This is a genomic window from Paenibacillus sp. FSL H3-0469 (assembly GCF_038051945.1).
Taxonomy (GTDB): domain Bacteria; phylum Bacillota; class Bacilli; order Paenibacillales; family Paenibacillaceae; genus Paenibacillus_AQ.
In genome coordinates this window covers 1086506-1104842 of the sequence record NZ_CP150302.1, presented here as the reverse complement: position 1 = coordinate 1104842, position 18337 = coordinate 1086506, and the positions used below count along the sequence as shown (strand labels likewise).

The following is an 18337-nucleotide window of genomic DNA, read 5'->3' as shown; positions in this document are numbered from 1 at the left end:
ATCCAAGAAGGGAAGATGACAATATGCCGGAATTGCCGGAAATGGAGAATTACCGAAAGCTGCTTAGCCAACATCTAATAAACGTACCCATTACAGGGGTAACCGTAAATAGAGAAAAGACCATCAATATGGAGACTGAAGAATTCGTGAAGGGGCTGGTCGGTGCCCGAATTGTATTTGTGGAACGCCGTGCCAAGCATATCCTCTTCCATCTGCATGACGGCCGCAGACTGCTGCTGCATCTGATGCTGGGCGGACTACTGTTCTATGGTACAGAGGAAGAACGTCCTGACCGTACTACACAGGTTGAGCTGGCGTTCGGTGAGCATATTCTCTACTTCATGGGACTGCGGCTTGGGTATCTCCATCTGCTGTCCGTCAAGGAAGGCGAAGCGGCAATGGGGAAGCTTGGACCCGAGCTGCTGGACCGCCGGATGACGGCCGAACGCTTCGCCGGACTGCTCAAGGGACGGCGCGGCGCGCTGAAGAGTCTGCTGGTTAACCAGCATGTAATGGCTGGGATCGGCAACTGCTATGCCGACGAGATTGCTTATGAAGCGCGTCTGCTTCCGTCCACGCTTGTTCAGAATCTGTCACCGGAAGCGGTGACCCGGCTGTACGACAGCGTGCGTAAGGTATTAACCGAAGCCACTGAAATTGGCGGGTATATGGAAATGCCGTTCATGACCGGCGACACCGTGACCGGTTCTTATAATGATGCCTGTAAAGTGTATGACCGTGAAGGCGAGCCTTGCCTGCGCGGCGGGGGAACCATAATGAAGATAGAGCTGTCCGGACGCAAGGTATTCTATTGCCCGGATTGCCAGCATGACGCATAGCAGCCCCTTTATAGGGGCGCATGTCAGCATACGCGGCGGGTACGGGCAGGCTGCCCGGTCTGCCAGGGAGAGCGGTGCTGCTTGTTTTCAGTATTTTCCGAAGAACCCCCGCAGCCTGAAGCCAAAGCCGGTAGACTACCGCGATGCAACCAGCTGCGCGGAATACTGCCGTGAGCAGGGGATGGCTTCTATTGCCCATACCCCGTATCCGACGAATCTGGCTGCTGGACCGGGTGATAGAGACGTGATGATTGCCTCCCTGCGCAACGATCTGGAGATTGCTGAGGCGTGCGGATCGGTGGGCATTGTGGTGCATTTCGGACATTTTGCCGGCATGGAGCCGCTAAAGGGTTATCAAAATATTATTCAATGTATGAACGAGGTGCTGGCGGACTGGACGGGACATACCAAGCTGCTGCTTGAGAATATGGCAGGGAATCATGGACATGAGGGTATGACGCCAGAAGAGCTGGTCAAGGTCCGTGAGCTGTGCCTCTACCCGGAGAAGATCGGTTTTTGCTTCGATACCTGCCATGCTTTCGCGGCGGGCATCTGGAATCCGGAGAAGACGGAGGAGCTTATCGTACGGGGTGAGCGGCTGGGGTACTGGGCGAATCTGGCGGCTGTGCATTTGAATGACTCCCGGTTCCCCTTCGGCTCCAGGCGGGACAGGCATGCCGGAATCGGCAGCGGATATATCGGGGAAGCGGCGCTTAGCCGGCTTTTGAAGATGGAGGCTCTAGCTGATAAAGTGATCGTTATGGAAACAGAAAAGGGACCGGATGGCACCCACAGAGCGGAAATTGCTGCTGTGAGGACCTGGTTTGAGACGGGGGATGACGGAGGATGAAGGAAATGAATCAGCCGGAGTTGCTGGAGCTGCTGGCCACGAAGGGCGAGCCGCTTGTCCTGTTCCTGCATACCCCGCTATGCGGAACCTGTAAGGCAGCGCGGCGGATGATAGAGGTGGCGGAGCATCTGCTTCCGCCTGGCCTTTTGATTGCGGAGGGGAATGTGAATAGGCTCCCTGATCTGGTGAACACCTATCAAATCTCAAGTGTGCCTGCTCTGCTGGCCGTATCTGCTGACCGCAGCGCTGAACCGGACATCATCTATTCCATACACTCTGTTGAACGGGTGCTGGCATACATAAGGAGAGTGACATTATAATGATATCATTACAACATCTGTCCCTGCGCAGGGACGAGAGCCAGATTCTTGACGATGTATCGCTTACCCTGAAGCAGGGGGAGAATTGGGTCATTCTCGGACGTAACGGCTCCGGCAAAACCACTCTGCTGGAAATGATGACCGGCTACCTGTTCCCCAGTAAGGGTTCTGTTGAAGTGCTGGGGTATAAATACGGTCAATGTGATCTGCGCGAGGTGCGCAAGGAGATTGGTTATATCGGCCCGTCCCTGATGGAAAAGCTCTCGCTTACCGACCCTGTCTGGGAGGTTGTCGCTACTGGCGCCTATGCGTATTTACGCTTCTACCAGGAGATTCCGCAAAGTGTGAAGGACCGGTCGCTTAAGCTGCTGGAGGAGATGAACCTCGGCGAACTAGCCTATCATCCGTTCGGCTTGTTATCCCAGGGAGAGCGCAAGAAGGCTATGCTGGCCCGCTGCCTGATCGCAGAGCCTAAGCTGCTGATTATGGACGAGCCTTGCGCCGGTCTTGATTTATATGAACGGGAGAAAATGCTCGCCGAGATCGACAAGCTGCGTCAGCATAATGTTGGAGTGGTGTATGTCACCCATCATGTGGAGGAGATTGTTCCGCTCTTCACTCACGTGGCGCTGATCCGTGACGGGAAGCTTGCAGGTGCCGGTCCCAAGGAAGAGGTGCTGACGCAGGAGATGCTGATGGCTACCTACGATCTTCCGGTGACGGTTGACTGGGACAATGGACGTCCTTGGATTAAAATAAGTTCTGGAGGCTAAGCGATTTGAACGATTTCACAGAAGTTACACCGGAGCAGGATACTGCTACACAGGATAAGATCCTCTCAAGATATATCTGCACGGCGAACCATGGCTTCGCCCCCTATGCGCAGGAGGAGCTTAGACGCCTGTTCGGAGCGGTGAAAAGCACCCTGCTGCTGCCGGGAGAAATCTTCCTGGCGTCGCTTGAGGCGGAGCCGGAGGAGGTAACGCAGCGGCTGGCACAGAATCTGCCGATCTTCCTGCGCCATATCCAGCCTGTTGATTTCCAGGATACCGGCGATCTGCCGGCTCTGGAACGGCTGGCGGTATTCTTAAGCCGGCATGCGGAGCTGGAAGGCGAGAAGGTATCGCTGCATGTCCGTAAAGGCCCGTCCTCCTTCTGGGAGCAGAGTCCGGGCGAGCTGCGCGAGTGGCTGCAAGCCAGGCTTGACAGCCTGGGTGCCGAATTCACAGTGCAGGAGCCTGCCTGGGTGATCTCCGTCTATGCGGACGGTGATGCGCTGTACGCCGGGGTATCCCGGCCGGAGGCGAACCTGTCCAGCTGGAATGGCGGCATGATCCGCTTCCGAAAGGAGGACGGACAGATCTCGCGGGCCAAATTCAAGCTGATGGAGGCGGAGAAGGAATTCGCCATTCCGTTCTACAGCTTTAAGAATGCGGTCGATATCGGCGCTTCTCCGGGCGGCTGGACCTCGTTCCTGCTGGAGCGCGGCCTCAAGGTTACCGCTGTTGACCCTGCACTTATGCACGAATCCTTGCGCAAGCATCCGGGTCTGAAGATTCTGCGCAAAAATGCCGGTGAGGTCAAATTCCGTGAGAATGAATTCGATCTGCTGGTCTGCGATATGAGCTGGAGCCCCAAGCTGATGGCGAAGCTGGTCACAGAGCTGCTGCACAGCCTGACACCGGGCGGCAGCGCAATTGTTACGGTGAAGCTGATGCACAAGAAGCCCATGGCGGTGATCAAGGAGATCATCACCATGTTTGAAGGCCAGCGGATGCAGGTCCAGCGTGCGAAGCAGCTGTTCCACAACCGGGACGAGATTACACTTTATATGATTAAGTATTAATTCATATTTCAGGATTAAGGGAAAGCATCCCGCAGTCTGCACCTCCGGCTTCATGCCGGTTCCGGTGCGGGCAGTGGGGGCTTTTTTTGCGTTATACATTAATCTATAAGAACAGGCGGGGAAGAAATGGAATTCACAGGAAAGCTAAGTCCCGGACAGATGCTGGGAGGGCGCTATTATGTAACCGGGCTGATAGGGACAGGCGGAATGAGCCGGGTATATCTGGCGGAGGATCTACGGCTGCCGGGTATGCTGCGGGCCATTAAAGAGAGCGTAATCCGGGAGGGGAGTTATGGTGCAGGCGCGATTCAGGCGGAAGCAGAGCTGTTAATCTCGCTCCGTCATCCTCTGCTGCCGCAGATTGCGGATTTCTTCCCGCCGGACGCTGAAGGCTACACCTATCTGGTGATGGATTATATTGGGGGCATCACCCTGCATGAGTATATGGCAGAGCAGCCTGCTGCAATGACGGGGGAGCGAATTCTAAGCTATGCGCGGCAGCTGCTGGAGGTGCTGAATTATTTGCACAGCCATGAGCCGCCAATCATCTACAGGGATCTCAAGCCTTCGAATATCATGCTGACTGGGGAGCATGAGCTGAAGGTCATTGACTTCGGGATTGCGCGCAGGCTGAGGAACGGCTCCGGTGAGGACACCGAGAAGCTGGGGACAGCCGGATTCGCAGCCCCCGAGCAATATGGCGGCGGGCAAAGCAGTCCGGTATCGGACCTGTACGGGCTTGGCGCGCTGCTGCTGTATATGGCCTCCGGCGGTGACTTTAGCGCCTGGCAGCCCGGGATGGAGCGGAAGCTGCAGGGGCGTCTCCCGGGCCGGATGATTCCGGTCATCAGACGTCTGCTGCGGCATCACCCGGAGGAACGGTATGGCAGTGCTGAGGAGGTAAGGGCGGCTCTCCGGCAACTGGAGATTGGCGGCGGGGTGGAAGCTGGACATGAACGGACGAACATGCGCAAGGCTGCGGATGACAAGGAGTCGCAGCCCTCTGCTGTGGTGGTGGCAGTATTAGGGGTGTCCCCAGGAATTGGGACCACGCATACATCGCTTGCTGTCAGCCGCTGCCTGTCGCCCGCAGGACGGACGGCATGGGTAGATTGTAATCCCGGTTCGCAGGTATTTAACCGCATGAAGGAAATGGCGGGGAGCCCTGAAATAAGCGTTGTTCAGGGAACACAGGAGCAACCGTTCAACTGGATGGGGGTGGACTACTGGAAGCTTCCCCCTTCGGAGGGACTCCCGCAGCTGCCGGATCAAGCCTATGCTTACATCGTTCTGGATCTTGGAACCGGCGGCGGTGAGGGGGCGCTGGGGGTGTTCACCGGCAGCAGGCTCCCGTTATTGATTGCCTCCGCTGCGGATTGGCGGCTGGAGGATATTCTGCACTGGCTGCGCCGCAGAGGTCTGACTCCCCTGCCGGAATGGCGGATTGGTCTGCCGCTGGCCGGGGAGCATACTGTGGAGCTGCTGGCTTCCCTGCTTGAACCTGCCAGTGTATGCAGCCTGCCGCTTCAGCAGGACCCTTTTCAGAGTAAGGGAAAGCTGGTTCAGACGATCAAGGCGCTGCTCGGACCACTTAAAGGTGCCCGTTTTCCTGCAAAGAATAGTAGATTGTTTCAGAAAAAGAGCTGAATGCTCAGAGATTATTGACGGATTTTCAGAAATCGGGCTTTATTTCTATTTCAGTGCAGGGCGCAGGTGTGCTAAAATGGAGCGATATCTATAATTATTGAACCTCTTGGTATTTACAATATAGAATGGAGCTTGCAGAGAATTTATGAGTTTACTTAGTGTAGAAGACGTTTCCCATAATTTCGGGGACCGGGTGTTGTTCAAGGATGTGTCCTTCCGTCTGCTGGATGGAGAGCATGTGGGGATCGTGGGTGCGAACGGCGTGGGCAAATCGACGCTGATGAATATTTTGACCGGCAAATTACTGAAGGACAACGGCAAGGTGGAGTGGACGCCGCGGGTCCGTTACGGATATCTGGATCAGCATACCCTGCTTACCGCCGGTAAAACCGTGCGCGATGTGCTTAAGGATGCCTTCCTGCCGCTGCTGGAGCTGGAGCATGAGATGATGGCGATTACCGATAAAATGGGGGAGGCGACTCCCGAGGAGCTGGACCTGCTGCTTGAGCAGATGGGCGACATTCAGGAGCAGCTCGATATCGGCGACTTTTATCTCATCGATGTGAAGGTTGAAGAGATGGCGAACGGACTGGGCCTGAGCGCGATCGGTCTGGACCGGGATGTCACTTCCCTGAGCGGGGGTCAGCGTACCAAGGTTCTGCTGGCGAAGCTGCTGCTGGAGAAACCGAATGTATTGCTGCTCGATGAGCCTACCAACTATCTCGATGTGGAGCATATAGACTGGCTGACGAATTATCTGAAGCAATATCCGTATGCATTCATGCTGATCTCCCATGACACGGAATTCATGAATAAGGTGGTTGATGTGATCTATCATCTGGAGTTCTCGAAGCTGACCCGCTATACGGCCAATTACGAGAAGTTCCTGGAGATGGCGGGGATGAACAAGGCCCAGCACATTGATGCGTACGAGAAGCAGCAGGATTTCATCAAAAAGCAGGAGGATTTCATCCAGCGCAATAAAGCGCGTGCCTCCACCTCAGGCCGGGCCAAGAGCCGCGAGAAGCAGCTTGGACGGATGGAGCGGATTGACAAGCCGGAAGAGGCGATGAAGCCTACCTTCCAGTTCAAGGAGAGCCGGGCCAGCGGGAAGACGGTGTTCGAGGGCGTTGATTTCGAGATCGGGTACGACCGTCCGCTGCTGCCAGGTAAGCTGAATATGATGATAGAACGCGGTGAAAAGATTGCGATTGTCGGTTACAACGGGGTCGGCAAATCTACGCTGCTCAAAACGATTCTGGGTGTCATCCCTACGTTCAGCGGAAAAACGTATCTTGGTGATTATCTGAGTTCCGCCTATTTCCAGCAGGAGCTAAAGGCCCAAAATATCACGCCGATTGAAGACGTATGGAGTGAATTCTCCGGTCTGACCCAGAATGAAGTGCGCGGCCATCTGGCCCGCTGCGGTCTCAAAAACGAGCATATCACCCGTCCGATGAACATGCTGAGCGGCGGCGAGCAGGCTAAGGTACGCCTGTGCAAGCTGATGATGCGTGAGAGCAACTGGATTCTGTTCGATGAGCCTACGAATCACCTTGATATTGTGGCCAAGGCTGAGCTGAAGCGGGCGCTTATGGAATATAAAGGTACGATTCTGCTGGTGTCCCATGAACCGGAATTTTACGAGGATTGGGTGACGAAGGTCTGGAATGTGGAGCAGTGGTCGGCACAGACCGTATAATATGGAGTCCGGGAAAAGTGGAGGTTTGCGCTTTTCCCGGTTTTTCACCAAAAACGTACATAGGGGGCTGTTCAGAGATGGGTCCTGACCAAAACACGCCGCTCCCGGCTTCTTCAGCCGGCAGGGATGGCAGATATTCAAGACAGGTCCGCTTCGCGCCGTTCGGCGCAGCAGGACAGCAGGGGCTGGCAAGTTCCAGTGTGCTGGTCGTTGGCATGGGGGCGCTGGGGACAGGGATCGCCGAGACATTGGCCCGCTGCGGAGTAGGACGTCTGATCCTCGTTGACCGTGACTATGTCGAGTGGAGCAACCTGCAACGCCAGCAGCTGTATACGGAAGAAGATGCCCGTCTGCGCATGCCTAAGGCGGCTGCAGCCCGTACCCGGCTGACGGCGGTCAATTCGGAGATTGTGATCGAGTCCCATGTGCTTGATGTGCGTGCAGAGGAGCTTGCGAGCCTGCTTGAAGGCGTGGATCTGATTATGGACGGGACGGATAACTTCGATACCCGGCTGATCATTAATGACCTGGCGCAAAAGCACGGCATCCCCTGGATCTACGGAGCCTGTGTAGGAAGTTACGGCATTACATATACGATTCTGCCGGGTGAAACCCCCTGTCTGAATTGTCTGCTGGGCACGATCCCGCTGGGCGGGGATACCTGCGACACAGCGGGCATTCTTCCGCAAGCGGTGCAGATGGTTACCACGAACGGAACGGCCGAGGCGCTGAAGCTGCTCGGGGGATTCAAGGACAAGCTGCGCGGCAAGCTGCTGACCTTCGATATCTGGCGTAATGAGCAGCAGGAGATTGGGGTTCGGACGGCGAAGAAGAACGATTGTCCCTCATGTGGTGAATCACGGAGCTATCCGTATCTGTCAGCTTCTAACACAGAGCGCAGCGATGTGCTGTGCGGCAGAGATACGGTGCAGATTCGTCCGGCACACCGTAGAAGTCTTGACTTGGAGGAGACGGCTGCCCGCCTGTCCAGGCTCGGCAGCGGTAAGGTGGAGAGCAACCCGTATCTGGTTTCTTTTACAGAGGAGCCGTACCGGATGGTTGTATTCGCAGACGGGAGAGCCTTAATACATGGAACGAGTGATATCGCTGCCGCCCGCAGCTATTATCACCGGTATTTCGGATAATGGAGGAGATCACAATGAACAAGGGAGCCATCCGTCACATGGCGGTATTTACACTGAAATCCGCCCCCGATTCAGAGGAGACTACAGCTTTCCTGCGGGATGGAGCTGAGATTCTTAGCGCGATTCCGGCGGTCGGGAATTTCGAGGTGCTGCGTCAGGTCAGCGCCAAATGTGAGCACCAGTACGCCTTCTCGATGGAGTTCGCTGATCAGGCAGCTTATGATGCCTATAATCATCATCCGGCGCACCAGGCTTTTGTAGCAGAACGCTGGGACACTCAGGTCGCTGCGTTCCAGGAGATTGATTTCGTACTCTAAGGTTATAATTAATGCCGTAAAGAGACCATTCCCCCGAATGGTCTCTTTGTTTTGCGGGAATTCTAAGCATCATCTGCGGCGGCACAGCCGGTGCAAGACTGGTGAAGGGGGACGATCCCGGTGAATGAAAAGATCGCATGGTACATACCCGGACCGCGCCCGGATAGCCTTGAAGCAGATGCAGACCGGGAGGAGAGGGCAGCCGGTCATACCGGGCTTGAGGAAGCCATCCATAGCCTTGGGATGACAACAGCAATAAGCGAAGACCTGAATAGTCTTCGCTTATTGCTGTCAGGCGGTGAGCCTGTGCTTCTGCTCGCGGAGCTGGATGAACCCGGAGGCTGGGCGGGCTGGGAAGCCGTCTCGGAGGTGCGGAAGGAGGGGATGATTCTGCCGGTAATGGTCCTATCCGGAGGAACACCTGAAGACAGAGGGGAAGCGGCTGTCTCCGTATTTGATGCCGGAGGCAACGAATATATGGAGAAGCCTGTACATACCGGTGAGTTCAAACGCAGATTATTGAATTTACTTAAGCTGACAGGCCGCCGAAGAGATACGGCCACGCTGCTTAAGGTAGACGGATTGATTCTTGATCCCGGGCGCCGGCAGGTCAGCCGGGATGGAGCCGAGCTGAAGATGACCCCCAAGGAATTCGATCTGCTGTATTATCTGGCAGAGAATCTGAATGAAGTCTGTCCCCGGGCTGAGATATTACAGCAGGTGTGGGGGTATCATTTTCATGCGGACACCAATGTGGTGGATGTGTACATCCGGCATCTGCGGCTCAAGGTGGATAAAGGGCGCCGGAATAAACTGATTCATACGGTGCGTGGAACCGGATATGTACTGCGGACACCGGAGAGCGGGGCCATAAGCTGACGGCCGCTGCAAGCAGCTCTCCGGCTAATAGGCATGTACTCTCTTGGTACAAGCTATAATAGATCTTTTGGCTGTTACAGTACGCGGCGCGACTTCAGGTAGGTTTTTTTCCAGTTACCCGAATTCAGATCTGAAATGGTTACGCCGGGTGAACCGTAAGTGTGAAGAATCTTGCCATTGCCGGCATATACAGCCACATGGGTGACGTTCTTGCCGTTGGCCCGGCTTCCGCTGGAGAAGAACACCAGATCGCCGACGCGCAGATTGGCCTTGGTGACCGATTTACCCACTTTAGATTGGGCTACGGACGTACGGGGCAGATCTACACCATATTTTTTGAAAATATATTGAGTAAAGGAGGAGCAGTCAAAATAACGTGTAGTTGAAGTGGAGGCACCGAACTGGTAACGCGTACCCAGATACTTTTTGCCGAAGCTGACCACTTTGGAGCCGGTGGAAGATGCGGATACGGAATCGGCAGATACAGCATCAGCGGATACAGCAGAAGCGGCGGCAGGGGCTGTTCCTGCTCCGGTTGCGAGTAAGGCGCTGAACCCGATTGTTGTGCATAGACCGATTGTCATTGCTTGCTTAAACCATTGTTGCTTATTCATGTTGTATACCTCCAAGTTTGTAATCTATTCTAGTAGTTTCGTTCTCTGATTCGTAGTATAGCAGGTTATGACAGACCTAAATTATGGAAGAGATGGGCTAAAAGCAGGCGGGATATACAATGTAAGCGTTATATTAAAATCGCATTAAAAGTTACAAAATATTAATATTTAGATATTTTACTCGACAAAAAAAGCCGGGATTCCCTTGAACGTCAAGGGATTCCCGGCTTTTTGATTTTGAAACAAAGGTTACAGCTATGTCTCCAAAAGATCTATGTATTCAGTCCTTGCTCTGAATAATCAGCAGCAGTCCGCTCTCGATATGAACGGTTCCCTTGTGCTCCTGCAACACATTGCTCACGGCCAGGGACTGGCCTAATTTGAGGGTGGCGTTCTCCAGAGGATATTGGAAGCCCTGAAGGGTGATGCCCGTTACCTCGGGAGTCAGAGGCAGCAAGGAGACATAGGTATATCCCCGTTCCTCTACAACCGCCTGAGAGCCGGTAAGCGTAATGTAGTTGTTCGCATCCATAATGGAGCAGGCTACCTGCCGCTGCAGTGCTCTTGTCATCATCTGAATACTGGCCAGCGTATGGTCCATGCGTGTTCCCGTTACCCCGATCATCAGAATAGACTGCGGCTGGAGGTTCAGGGCAAGATCCAGGGCCATTTCACTGTCAGTAAGGTCTTTGTTGACCGGATCACAGCTGATAGTCTCCTTGCTTCCCGCCTGAATCCGCTCCAGTGCCTCAGGAGAGACAGAGTCGAAATCACCGACGGCAAGCTGGGGGGTGAAGCCATGGTCAATCAGGAACAGCGCTCCCCGGTCAGCGCCGATAATATAATCCTCTTCATCTAATAAGTGCAGGCATTCCGCTGTAAGTTTGCCGCCTGCAACAATTACAATACGCCCGGATGGCAATAGCTCCCCCTCCTTGTAGTTGAATTAAGTTCATCATCCTGAACAGTATATAGCAGTTTCAAAAGTTGTACAATTGCCGCGCTGACGCTAAAATAGGGTTAGTGCGGCTGGCCGCACCCATCCGTAGAGGATGTTAAGGAATGCTTGAGCGCAGGAGGTGAGAGGGATCGTTAACGTGTTGTTTGTATGTCTGGGGAATATTTGCCGTTCGCCGATGGCGGAGGCTGTGCTGCGCAGCAAGATTGAACAGCGTCAGCTTGTGGATCAGATTACAGTGGATTCTGCAGGGACGGGAGATTGGCATATCGGGAAAGCGCCGCATGAAGGGACAAAGCGTATCCTGGATCTGCACGGTATCAGCTATGAGAATATGAGAGCAAGACTGGTTGCCAGTGAGGATTTCGAGAGATTCGAATATATCATCTGTATGGACAAGTCCAACGGGGAGAATGTACGCAAAATTCCCGGCGGTGAGCAGTCCAAGCTGTTGTTCTTCATGGATCTGTTACCGGATGAGGAGCTGCGTGAAGTGCCTGACCCGTATTTCACCGGCAATTTCGAGCAGGTCTATGATTTAATCAACGCCGGTTGTGATGTGCTGCTGGAACAGATTATTGGGGAGAAGCTACAGCAGGCATAGTGCCACAGCCGGACCGGTTGCCGTCCTTATGTTTTAAGGAACGGCACCGTATGTCCGATTGGTGATGAAAGCGCAGTCAATCGAGCTGCAATACATAAGTTCGTAAGATGTTCACTTTTAAGGTTCTATTTGCTGTTTCAGGAGCTGAAGAAATAGAGTAATGATTCCGGGAGCTCTTTTTGCCAAAAACCCCAAAGATGCTGGCCGTCCTTCTCGCGGTAGGACACCGTCGCCCCCTTGGCTTCAAGCATGGCTTTGGTCTCCCGGTTCATCTCTACGAAATCATAGACGCCGGTGTCGGTCTTGTAGTCCCGCTCTTGAAGCCCTACAACCATATTGATCTGAAGCCAGGAGAGATCCTCCTCTTGTGAGAGCATCTCGCGGGTCTCGGGATAATAAGCGCCGGAGAGGCTAAGCACACGGCTGAATAATCCCGGATACGCCAGTGCGAGGTGGAGGGAGACACTGCCGCCCAGGGAATCACCGGCTACGATCCGCTCCTCGGGTGTACGCCGGACAGGATAATTATGTTCAATGTAGGGAATAATCTCTTCGGCGAAGCATGCGAGGTACTGCTTGAAGCGGCTGCCGAACGGAGCGTATTCAGCGGTGCGGACTGCCACGTTCACTTCGACGCCCACTATAATGAAGGGTTCCACATCCTGCTCCAGAATCAGCTGACCGGCCAAGGTGGCAATCCGGCCGAAGTTGAAGAATTCTTCACCGTCCTGGCAGTAGACGACGGGATAGCTGAGTACTTCATTATATCCGGGGGGAAGATAGATACGCAGCTTGCGCTCTTCCTGCAGGTGTTCACTCCACAGTGTTTGTTTTACAATTGTACGTTTCAGAAAAACAGGTTCGCTCATTGTCAAATCGTCACCTTTCATGTCGAATTTTGCTTAAGACTTAGTGTTGCGTTAAAATTAGCCAAGCGGCAAATGTGGGATATATCATTTACTTGATAAATATCCTTTAATCTGTTATAGGATATTTAAACGCCTGTTATACATACAAAATTTATGGAAACATAAATTTTATGCGTATTTCTTTGACGAAACAGATACAACAGGTGTATAATAATTCTATAACAGAGACCACTGATATTCAAATTTTTTTATTGAGGTGAAGATAATGACTAAGGTTCCCTATGAAGTGTATACAGAGGACGTTGAGGCCCTTTCGGTTCTTTCCCCGGATGGAGAAATTATCAACAAGGAAATGATGCCTAAACTTACCGATGACCAACTGAAAGAAATTATGTACCGTATGGTATTTACCCGTACCTGGGATGACCGTGCTGTCAACCTGGGCCGTCAAGGCCGTCTCGGCTTCTATGCACCGGTATCCGGACAGGAAGCTACAATGATCGGCAGCGAGTACGCTTTGCAGAAGGAAGACTTCGTCTGCCCGGGCTACCGCGATATTCCACAGCTCGTATGGCATGGCCTTCCATTATATCAGGCTTTCCTGTATTCCCGCGGACATCAGCATGGCGGACAGATTCCTGATGGCGTGAATGTACTGATGCCGCAGATCATTATCGGAGCACAGATCCTTCATGCTACCGGTATTGCTATGGGCTTCAAATTGAAGAAACAGCAGAACGTTGCAATCACATACACTGGTGACGGCGGTTCGTCTGAAGGTGACTTCTACGAAGGCCTTAACTATGCAGGAGTATTCAAGCTGCCGGTGATCTTCTTCGTTCAGAACAACGGCTATGCCATCACCACTCCGTTCTCGAAGCAGACGGCAGCGAAATCCATCGCCCACAAGGCGGTTGCCGCAGGGATTCCCGGAATCAAGATCGACGGTATGGACGTATTTGCAGTAATCTCTGCTGTACAGCAGGCTGCTGAACGTGCCCGCAAAGGCGAAGGCGCCACACTGATCGAAGCGGTAACCTACCGTTTCCGTCCGCATTCCCTCTCCGATGATGCCAGTAAGTACCGTACGAAGGAAGAAGAAGGACAATGGAATGAGAAAGATCCGATTGCCCGTCTTGCCAAGTACCTGGAGAAGAAAGGCCTCTGGACTGAAGAGGACACTCTGCGCGTAAGAGAAGAAGCGAAAGCGACTGTTAACGAGCAGATTAAGAAAGCAGAACAGACCGAAAAAATGACCATTCCCGGCTTGATCGACAGCATGTTCGAGGTAACTCCGAAACATCTTGAAGAACAAAAAGCCGATTTTGAATAAGGGGGATATCAGGCAATGGCACAGATGAATATGAAAGAAGCAATTCGTGACGCAATGCGCGTTGAACTGACTCGTGACCCCAATGTCCTTATCTTCGGAGAAGACGTTGGTAATGTAGGCGGCGTGTTCCGTGTAACAGAAGGGCTGCAGAAGGAATTTGGCGAGGAGCGCATCTTCGATACACCGCTGGCAGAGTCCGCTATCGGCGGTTTGGCTTTCGGTCTCGGCGTGCAGGGCTTCCGCCCGATCGCTGAGATCCAGTTCGTAGGCTTCATCTTCGAAGCTCTTGATCAGATCGTTATTCAGGCAGCACGCCTGCGCTGGCGTTCCGGGGGCAAGTACAACGCTCCTGTAGTCTTCCGTACTCCATTCGGCGGCGGCGTTAAAGCAGCTGAGCTGCATACCGATTCCCTGGAAGGTCTGATTGCCCAGAGCCCTGGGATCAAGGTAGTTATTCCTTCTAACCCATATGATGCGAAGGGACTGCTGATCGCTTCGATCCGCGACAATGACCCTGTATTCTTCATGGAACACTTGAACCTGTATCATGCTTTCCGTGCAGAGGTGCCTGAAGGCGAATATACCGTTGAACTCGGCAAAGCGAATGTAGTTCGCGAAGGTACGGATGTATCTATCATTACCTACGGCCTAATGGTACATACAGCGACCAAAGCGGCTGACCAGCTCGAAAAAGAAGGCATCAAAGTCGAAATTATCGACCTTCGTACCGTTAGCCCAATTGATATCGACACTATTGTGGCTTCCATCAAGAAGACCAACCGTGCGATTGTTGTACAAGAAGCTCAGAAGAGCTCCGGCGTAGCCGCTGAGGTTATTGCCCAGATTAATGAAAAAGCTCTGCTGCACCTGGAAGCCCCAGTGCTTCGTGTAGCAGGTCCAGATACAATTTACCCGTTCGCTCAAATCGAAGACACTTGGATTCCTACCCCTGCACGTGTTATTACGGCAGTTAAGAAAGTCATGGAATTCTAGGATAAGTAACGACCTTGCCGTCCTTGTATTTAAGGGCGGCAGCCGTTTCTGTCTTCTGCTAAACAGAGCTGTTGGAATAACTCAACATAATTTATAGGAGGTTATCAAGGTGGCAAAATTTGAGTACCGGTTCCCTGAGCTGGGCGAAGGTCTGCATGAAGGCGAAATTATCAAAATGCATATCAAAGCCGGCGACAAAGTAACCGATGACGATATCGTAATGGAAGTTCAGAATGACAAGGCGGTAGTAGAGGTGCCTTGTCCGGTCAACGGCACAGTGCTTGAAGTCTTCACCAAGGACGGCCAAGTATGCCGTGTAGGCGAAGTTGTAGCCATTATTGATGCCGAAGGCGACATCCCTGAGCAAGAAGGCGGCCATCCGGCAGAGCATGCTTCCCAGGAAGCTGATGCAGCCAAGGGCGGAGCAGATACTACTTCTTCTCCGGCAACCAGCAGCCCGGCTACTGGCGGAGCAACGAACTTTGAATACAAATTCCCTGAACTGGGCGAAGGCCTGCATGAAGGGGAAATCATCAAGATGCACATCAAGGTTGGAGACAAAATCACCGACGACGATATCATTATGGAAGTTCAGAATGATAAAGCAGTGGTGGAGGTTCCTTCTCCAGTCAACGGTACTGTAGTCGAAGTGTTCACCAAAGACGGTCAGGTCTGCCGTGTAGGTGAAGTTGTGGCTATCATTGCTGCAGAAGGTGATGTTCCTCATGAGGAGGGCGGCCATGCTGAAGCATCCGGTGCCCAGGCAGCAGCTCCTTCCCAAGGTACAGCTCCGGCAGCGGCAGCAGCAGCTCCAGCTCCTGACCGTGAAGTGCTGGCAACACCAAGCGTACGCAAGTATGCCCGCGACAATAGCGTAGATATCTCCAAGGTGAACGGCTCCGGCAAGAACGGCAAGATCACACTTGAAGATGTGGAAGCCTTCCTGAAAGGCGGCTCTACAGCTCCTGCGGCAGCGGCTCCTGCAGCTTCTGTACCAGCGGCGGCAGCACCGCAAGCCAAAGCCAAAGAAGCAGCACCGGCAGCAGCTTCCGGCAATGCAAACCTGGAAGAAGAACGCGTACCATTCAAGGGTATCCGTAAGGCGATTGCCAATGCTATGGTTAAATCGGCTTACACTGCACCGCATGTTACCATCATGGACGAGGTGGATGTTACGGAGCTTGTTGCCTTCCGTGCCCGCATGAAGCCGGTAGCCGAGAAGAAGGGCGTGAAGGTTACTTATCTTCCGTTCATCGTGAAGGCACTCGTTGCTGCTTCCCGTCAGTTCCCTGCGCTTAACGCGATGATTGACGAAGCTTCGAACGAAATTGTCTACAAGAAGTACTACAACATCGGTATCGCTACGGATACAGACAACGGTCTGATCGTTCCTGTCATCAAGGACGCTGACCGCAAGAGCATCTGGATGATCGCAAGTGCGATTACAGATCTGGCTGTACGCGGTCGCGACGGCAAGCTGGCACCGAATGAAATGAAGGGCAGCACGATCTCGATCAGTAACATCGGCTCTGCCGGCGGTATGTTCTTCACTCCGATTATCAACTTCCCTGAAGTTGCTATTCTCGGAACCGGACGTATCACTGAGAAGCCTGTTGTGAAGAATGGCGAAATCGTTGCAGCACCTGTAATGGCTCTGTCCCTGAGCTTTGACCACCGGATTATTGACGGCGCAACAGCACAGAATTTCATGAATTACATTAAGACCCTGCTTGCAAATCCTGATATGTTAGTTATGGAGGTGTAATTAATGGTAGTCGGAGACGCTTCAATCGAAATCGACACATTGGTAATTGGTGCAGGTCCCGGCGGGTATGTGGCGGCAATTCGTGCCGCCCAGCTCGGCCAAAAGGTCATCATTGTAGATAAATCGGAACTCGGCGGCGTGTGCTTGAACCGCGGCTGTATTCCTTCCAAGGCTCTGATCTCGGCTGCTCATCAATTCGAGGCTGCCCAGCACGGTGAAGTATTCGGTGTTACTGCCGAGAACGTGAAGGTGGACTGGTCCAAGACTCAGGCCTTCAAGAACGGCGTAGTCAAGAAAATGACTTCCGGCGTTACCAGCCTGATGAAGGGCAACAAGATCGAAGTATTCAGCGGAGAAGCTATGTTCATCAGCACAAACGAAGCCCGTCTGTTCAATGATCATGAATCCCCGCGCTATAAGTTCAATAACTGCATTATTGCAACGGGCTCCCGTCCGATTGAACTGAAGCCATTCCCGTTCGGCGGACGCATCCTGTCCTCCACGGAAGCGCTGGATCTGCCTGAAATTCCTAAGAGCATGATCGTTATCGGCGGCGGCTACATCGGTGCGGAGCTGGGTCAGATGTACTCCAAATTCGGCACCAAGGTTACCATCATTGAAGGTCTGGACACTGTTCTGCCTGGCTTCGACAAAGACATGACCCGTCTGGTGGCCAAAAATATGGCTAAGACTGGCATTGAAATTGTAACCAACGCCAAAGCAGAATCTGCGGTTCAGAACGACAAGGAAGTTACTGTGAAGTACTCCGTTGGCGGAGAATCCAAAGAAGTTACTGCTGAATACCTGCTGGTAACCGTTGGACGCCGCCCGAATACTGACGGCGAACTGGGTCTGGATCTGATCGGCGTTGAGCTGGATGACCGCGGTCTGGTGAAGGTAGACCATCAGGGACGGACTAACATTCCTAACATTTTCGCAATCGGCGATATCGTTCCGGGTCTTGCCCTGGCGCACAAAGCTTCTTACGAAGGCAAGATTGCTGCGGAAGCCATTGCCGGACACAAATCGGTTGTGGATTACAAGGTAATGCCGGCTGTAGTATTCACAGATCCAGAATGCTCCAGCGTAGGCCTGACCGAGAAGGAAGCGAAGGATAAGGGCTATGCGGTGAAAGCCGGCAAGTTCCCGTTCGCAGGCAACGGCCGTGCCGTGTCCCTGAATGCTCCTGAAGGCTTCATCAAGATTGTAGCGAAGAGCGATAACAATCAGGTGCTTGGCGCGCAAATCGTCGGTATCGAAGCTTCCAACCTGATCGCTGAGCTGGGTCTGGCGATTGAAATGGGCGCAACGCTTGAAGATATCGCACTGACCATCCATGCGCATCCAACCCTTGGCGAGATCGTCATGGAAGCGGCTGAGCTGGTAGAAGGCCACCCGATCCACGTAATGAAATAATAACCGCCTAAGCTTATGCGGTAAGAACATAGGAGGATGTTCCCGAAGCCATGCAGATGGTCAGGGAACATCCTCTTTTGACTGAAGTCACTGTCATGAATGTTCGGAAATAGCTGGCAGTCAGCCCAATTCGGGGAGAGAAATGAATGTTTTTTTGCTTTTTTTTATCATTAGGGAAGTTACAACGACCGTCAGCTCATGGTAAACTGGTAGAAGAAAAAAGAGAGTGGGGTGCGATAC

18 protein-coding genes are annotated in these 18337 nt (G+C 53.1%); 15 read left to right on the top strand and 3 right to left on the bottom strand.

Features of this window, described 5'->3' with window-relative positions; genetic code table 11:
• The first annotated feature begins 23 nt into the window (after window positions 1–23).
• The 10 genes from NSS83_RS04725 to NSS83_RS04680 all read left to right on the top strand — a co-directional run bounded on the left by NSS83_RS04725 (window position 24) and on the right by NSS83_RS04680 (window position 9545).
• Complete coding sequence (locus NSS83_RS04725) at window positions 24–839, top strand: DNA-formamidopyrimidine glycosylase family protein (RefSeq protein ID WP_341185510.1); 816 nt, start codon at window positions 24–26, stop codon at window positions 837–839.
• Window positions 829–1689 carry a deoxyribonuclease IV gene (locus NSS83_RS04720; protein ID WP_341185511.1) on the top strand — a complete coding sequence of 287 codons (861 nt, stop codon included), beginning with the start codon at window positions 829–831 and terminating at the stop codon, window positions 1687–1689. Before NSS83_RS04725 ends, NSS83_RS04720 begins: the two co-directional genes overlap by 11 nt.
• Complete coding sequence (locus NSS83_RS04715; RefSeq protein WP_340993191.1) at window positions 1686–2009, top strand: thioredoxin family protein; 324 nt, start codon at window positions 1686–1688, stop codon at window positions 2007–2009. The genes NSS83_RS04720 and NSS83_RS04715 overlap by 4 nt, the downstream gene beginning before the upstream one ends.
• Complete coding sequence (locus tag NSS83_RS04710; protein WP_341347781.1) at window positions 2009–2782, top strand: ATP-binding cassette domain-containing protein; 774 nt, start codon at window positions 2009–2011, stop codon at window positions 2780–2782. Before NSS83_RS04715 ends, NSS83_RS04710 begins: the two co-directional genes overlap by 1 nt.
• 5 nt (window positions 2783–2787) lie before the next feature.
• Window positions 2788–3855 carry an SAM-dependent methyltransferase gene (locus NSS83_RS04705; RefSeq protein ID WP_341185513.1) on the top strand — a complete coding sequence of 356 codons (1068 nt, stop codon included), beginning with the start codon at window positions 2788–2790 and terminating at the stop codon, window positions 3853–3855.
• Between the two features lie 126 nt (window positions 3856–3981).
• Window positions 3982–5502: a serine/threonine-protein kinase gene (locus tag NSS83_RS04700; protein ID WP_341347780.1), complete on the top strand. Its 1521-nt coding sequence runs from the start codon at window positions 3982–3984 to the stop codon at window positions 5500–5502.
• 145 nt (window positions 5503–5647) lie between these two features.
• Window positions 5648–7204, top strand: a complete 1557-nt coding sequence (locus NSS83_RS04695; protein ID WP_341185515.1) for an ABC-F family ATP-binding cassette domain-containing protein — start codon at window positions 5648–5650, stop codon at window positions 7202–7204.
• A gap of 77 nt (window positions 7205–7281) precedes the next feature.
• Entirely contained in the window at window positions 7282–8349 is a 1068-nt protein-coding gene (locus NSS83_RS04690) for a ThiF family adenylyltransferase (protein WP_341185516.1), read from the top strand.
• 14 nt (window positions 8350–8363) lie between these two features.
• Window positions 8364–8666 carry a Dabb family protein gene (locus NSS83_RS04685; RefSeq protein ID WP_341185517.1) on the top strand — a complete coding sequence of 101 codons (303 nt, stop codon included), beginning with the start codon at window positions 8364–8366 and terminating at the stop codon, window positions 8664–8666.
• Between the two features lie 120 nt (window positions 8667–8786).
• Window positions 8787–9545, top strand: a complete 759-nt coding sequence (locus tag NSS83_RS04680) for a response regulator transcription factor (protein WP_341185518.1) — start codon at window positions 8787–8789, stop codon at window positions 9543–9545.
• A 74-nt stretch (window positions 9546–9619) separates the two neighbouring features.
• On the opposite strand, the gene NSS83_RS04675 is transcribed toward NSS83_RS04680, so the two are convergent.
• Window positions 9620–10159, bottom strand: a complete 540-nt coding sequence (locus tag NSS83_RS04675) for a C40 family peptidase (RefSeq protein ID WP_341185519.1) — start codon at window positions 10157–10159, stop codon at window positions 9620–9622.
• 280 nt (window positions 10160–10439) lie between these two features.
• Window positions 10440–11081: a thiamine diphosphokinase gene (locus tag NSS83_RS04670; RefSeq protein WP_341185520.1), complete on the bottom strand. Its 642-nt coding sequence runs from the start codon at window positions 11079–11081 to the stop codon at window positions 10440–10442.
• A 166-nt stretch (window positions 11082–11247) separates the two neighbouring features.
• On the opposite strand from NSS83_RS04670, the gene NSS83_RS04665 reads away from it, so the two are divergent.
• Window positions 11248–11721 (top strand): low molecular weight protein-tyrosine-phosphatase, encoded by a 474-nt coding sequence (locus tag NSS83_RS04665; protein WP_341186790.1) that lies wholly within the window; start codon window positions 11248–11250, stop codon window positions 11719–11721.
• A gap of 137 nt (window positions 11722–11858) precedes the next feature.
• On the opposite strand, the gene NSS83_RS04660 is transcribed toward NSS83_RS04665, so the two are convergent.
• Window positions 11859–12590 carry an alpha/beta hydrolase-fold protein gene (locus tag NSS83_RS04660; RefSeq protein ID WP_341185521.1) on the bottom strand — a complete coding sequence of 244 codons (732 nt, stop codon included), beginning with the start codon at window positions 12588–12590 and terminating at the stop codon, window positions 11859–11861.
• A 265-nt stretch (window positions 12591–12855) separates the two neighbouring features.
• Here NSS83_RS04660 and pdhA point away from each other — a divergent pair, with 265 nt between their 5' ends.
• The 4 genes from pdhA to lpdA all read left to right on the top strand — a co-directional run bounded on the left by pdhA (window position 12856) and on the right by lpdA (window position 18097).
• Window positions 12856–13923, top strand: a complete 1068-nt coding sequence (gene pdhA, locus NSS83_RS04655) for a pyruvate dehydrogenase (acetyl-transferring) E1 component subunit alpha (protein ID WP_341185522.1) — start codon at window positions 12856–12858, stop codon at window positions 13921–13923.
• Window positions 13924–13938: 15 nt separating this feature from the next.
• Window positions 13939–14916 carry an alpha-ketoacid dehydrogenase subunit beta gene (locus NSS83_RS04650; RefSeq protein WP_341185523.1) on the top strand — a complete coding sequence of 326 codons (978 nt, stop codon included), beginning with the start codon at window positions 13939–13941 and terminating at the stop codon, window positions 14914–14916.
• Window positions 14917–15025: 109 nt separating this feature from the next.
• Window positions 15026–16681 (top strand): 2-oxo acid dehydrogenase subunit E2, encoded by a 1656-nt coding sequence (locus NSS83_RS04645; protein WP_341185524.1) that lies wholly within the window; start codon window positions 15026–15028, stop codon window positions 16679–16681.
• Window positions 16682–16684: 3 nt separating this feature from the next.
• Window positions 16685–18097 carry a dihydrolipoyl dehydrogenase gene (gene lpdA / locus NSS83_RS04640; protein WP_076079331.1) on the top strand — a complete coding sequence of 471 codons (1413 nt, stop codon included), beginning with the start codon at window positions 16685–16687 and terminating at the stop codon, window positions 18095–18097.
• Window positions 18098–18337 lie beyond the last annotated feature (240 nt).

Coding starts and splice junctions, on each gene's coding strand:
- NSS83_RS04675 (WP_341185519.1), bottom strand. CDS start 10,159: ATGAATAAGCAACAATGGTTTAAGCAAGCAATGACAATCGGTCTATGC.
- NSS83_RS04650 (WP_341185523.1), top strand. CDS start 13,939: ATGGCACAGATGAATATGAAAGAAGCAATTCGTGACGCAATGCGCGTT.
- NSS83_RS04725 (WP_341185510.1), top strand. CDS start 24: ATGCCGGAATTGCCGGAAATGGAGAATTACCGAAAGCTGCTTAGCCAA.
- pdhA (WP_341185522.1), top strand. CDS start 12,856: ATGACTAAGGTTCCCTATGAAGTGTATACAGAGGACGTTGAGGCCCTT.
- NSS83_RS04685 (WP_341185517.1), top strand. CDS start 8,364: ATGAACAAGGGAGCCATCCGTCACATGGCGGTATTTACACTGAAATCC.
- NSS83_RS04700 (WP_341347780.1), top strand. CDS start 3,982: ATGGAATTCACAGGAAAGCTAAGTCCCGGACAGATGCTGGGAGGGCGC.
- NSS83_RS04720 (WP_341185511.1), top strand. CDS start 829: ATGACGCATAGCAGCCCCTTTATAGGGGCGCATGTCAGCATACGCGGC.
- NSS83_RS04695 (WP_341185515.1), top strand. CDS start 5,648: ATGAGTTTACTTAGTGTAGAAGACGTTTCCCATAATTTCGGGGACCGG.
- NSS83_RS04690 (WP_341185516.1), top strand. CDS start 7,282: ATGGGTCCTGACCAAAACACGCCGCTCCCGGCTTCTTCAGCCGGCAGG.
- NSS83_RS04710 (WP_341347781.1), top strand. CDS start 2,009: ATGATATCATTACAACATCTGTCCCTGCGCAGGGACGAGAGCCAGATT.
- lpdA (WP_076079331.1), top strand. CDS start 16,685: ATGGTAGTCGGAGACGCTTCAATCGAAATCGACACATTGGTAATTGGT.
- NSS83_RS04660 (WP_341185521.1), bottom strand. CDS start 12,590: ATGAGCGAACCTGTTTTTCTGAAACGTACAATTGTAAAACAAACACTG.
- NSS83_RS04715 (WP_340993191.1), top strand. CDS start 1,686: ATGAAGGAAATGAATCAGCCGGAGTTGCTGGAGCTGCTGGCCACGAAG.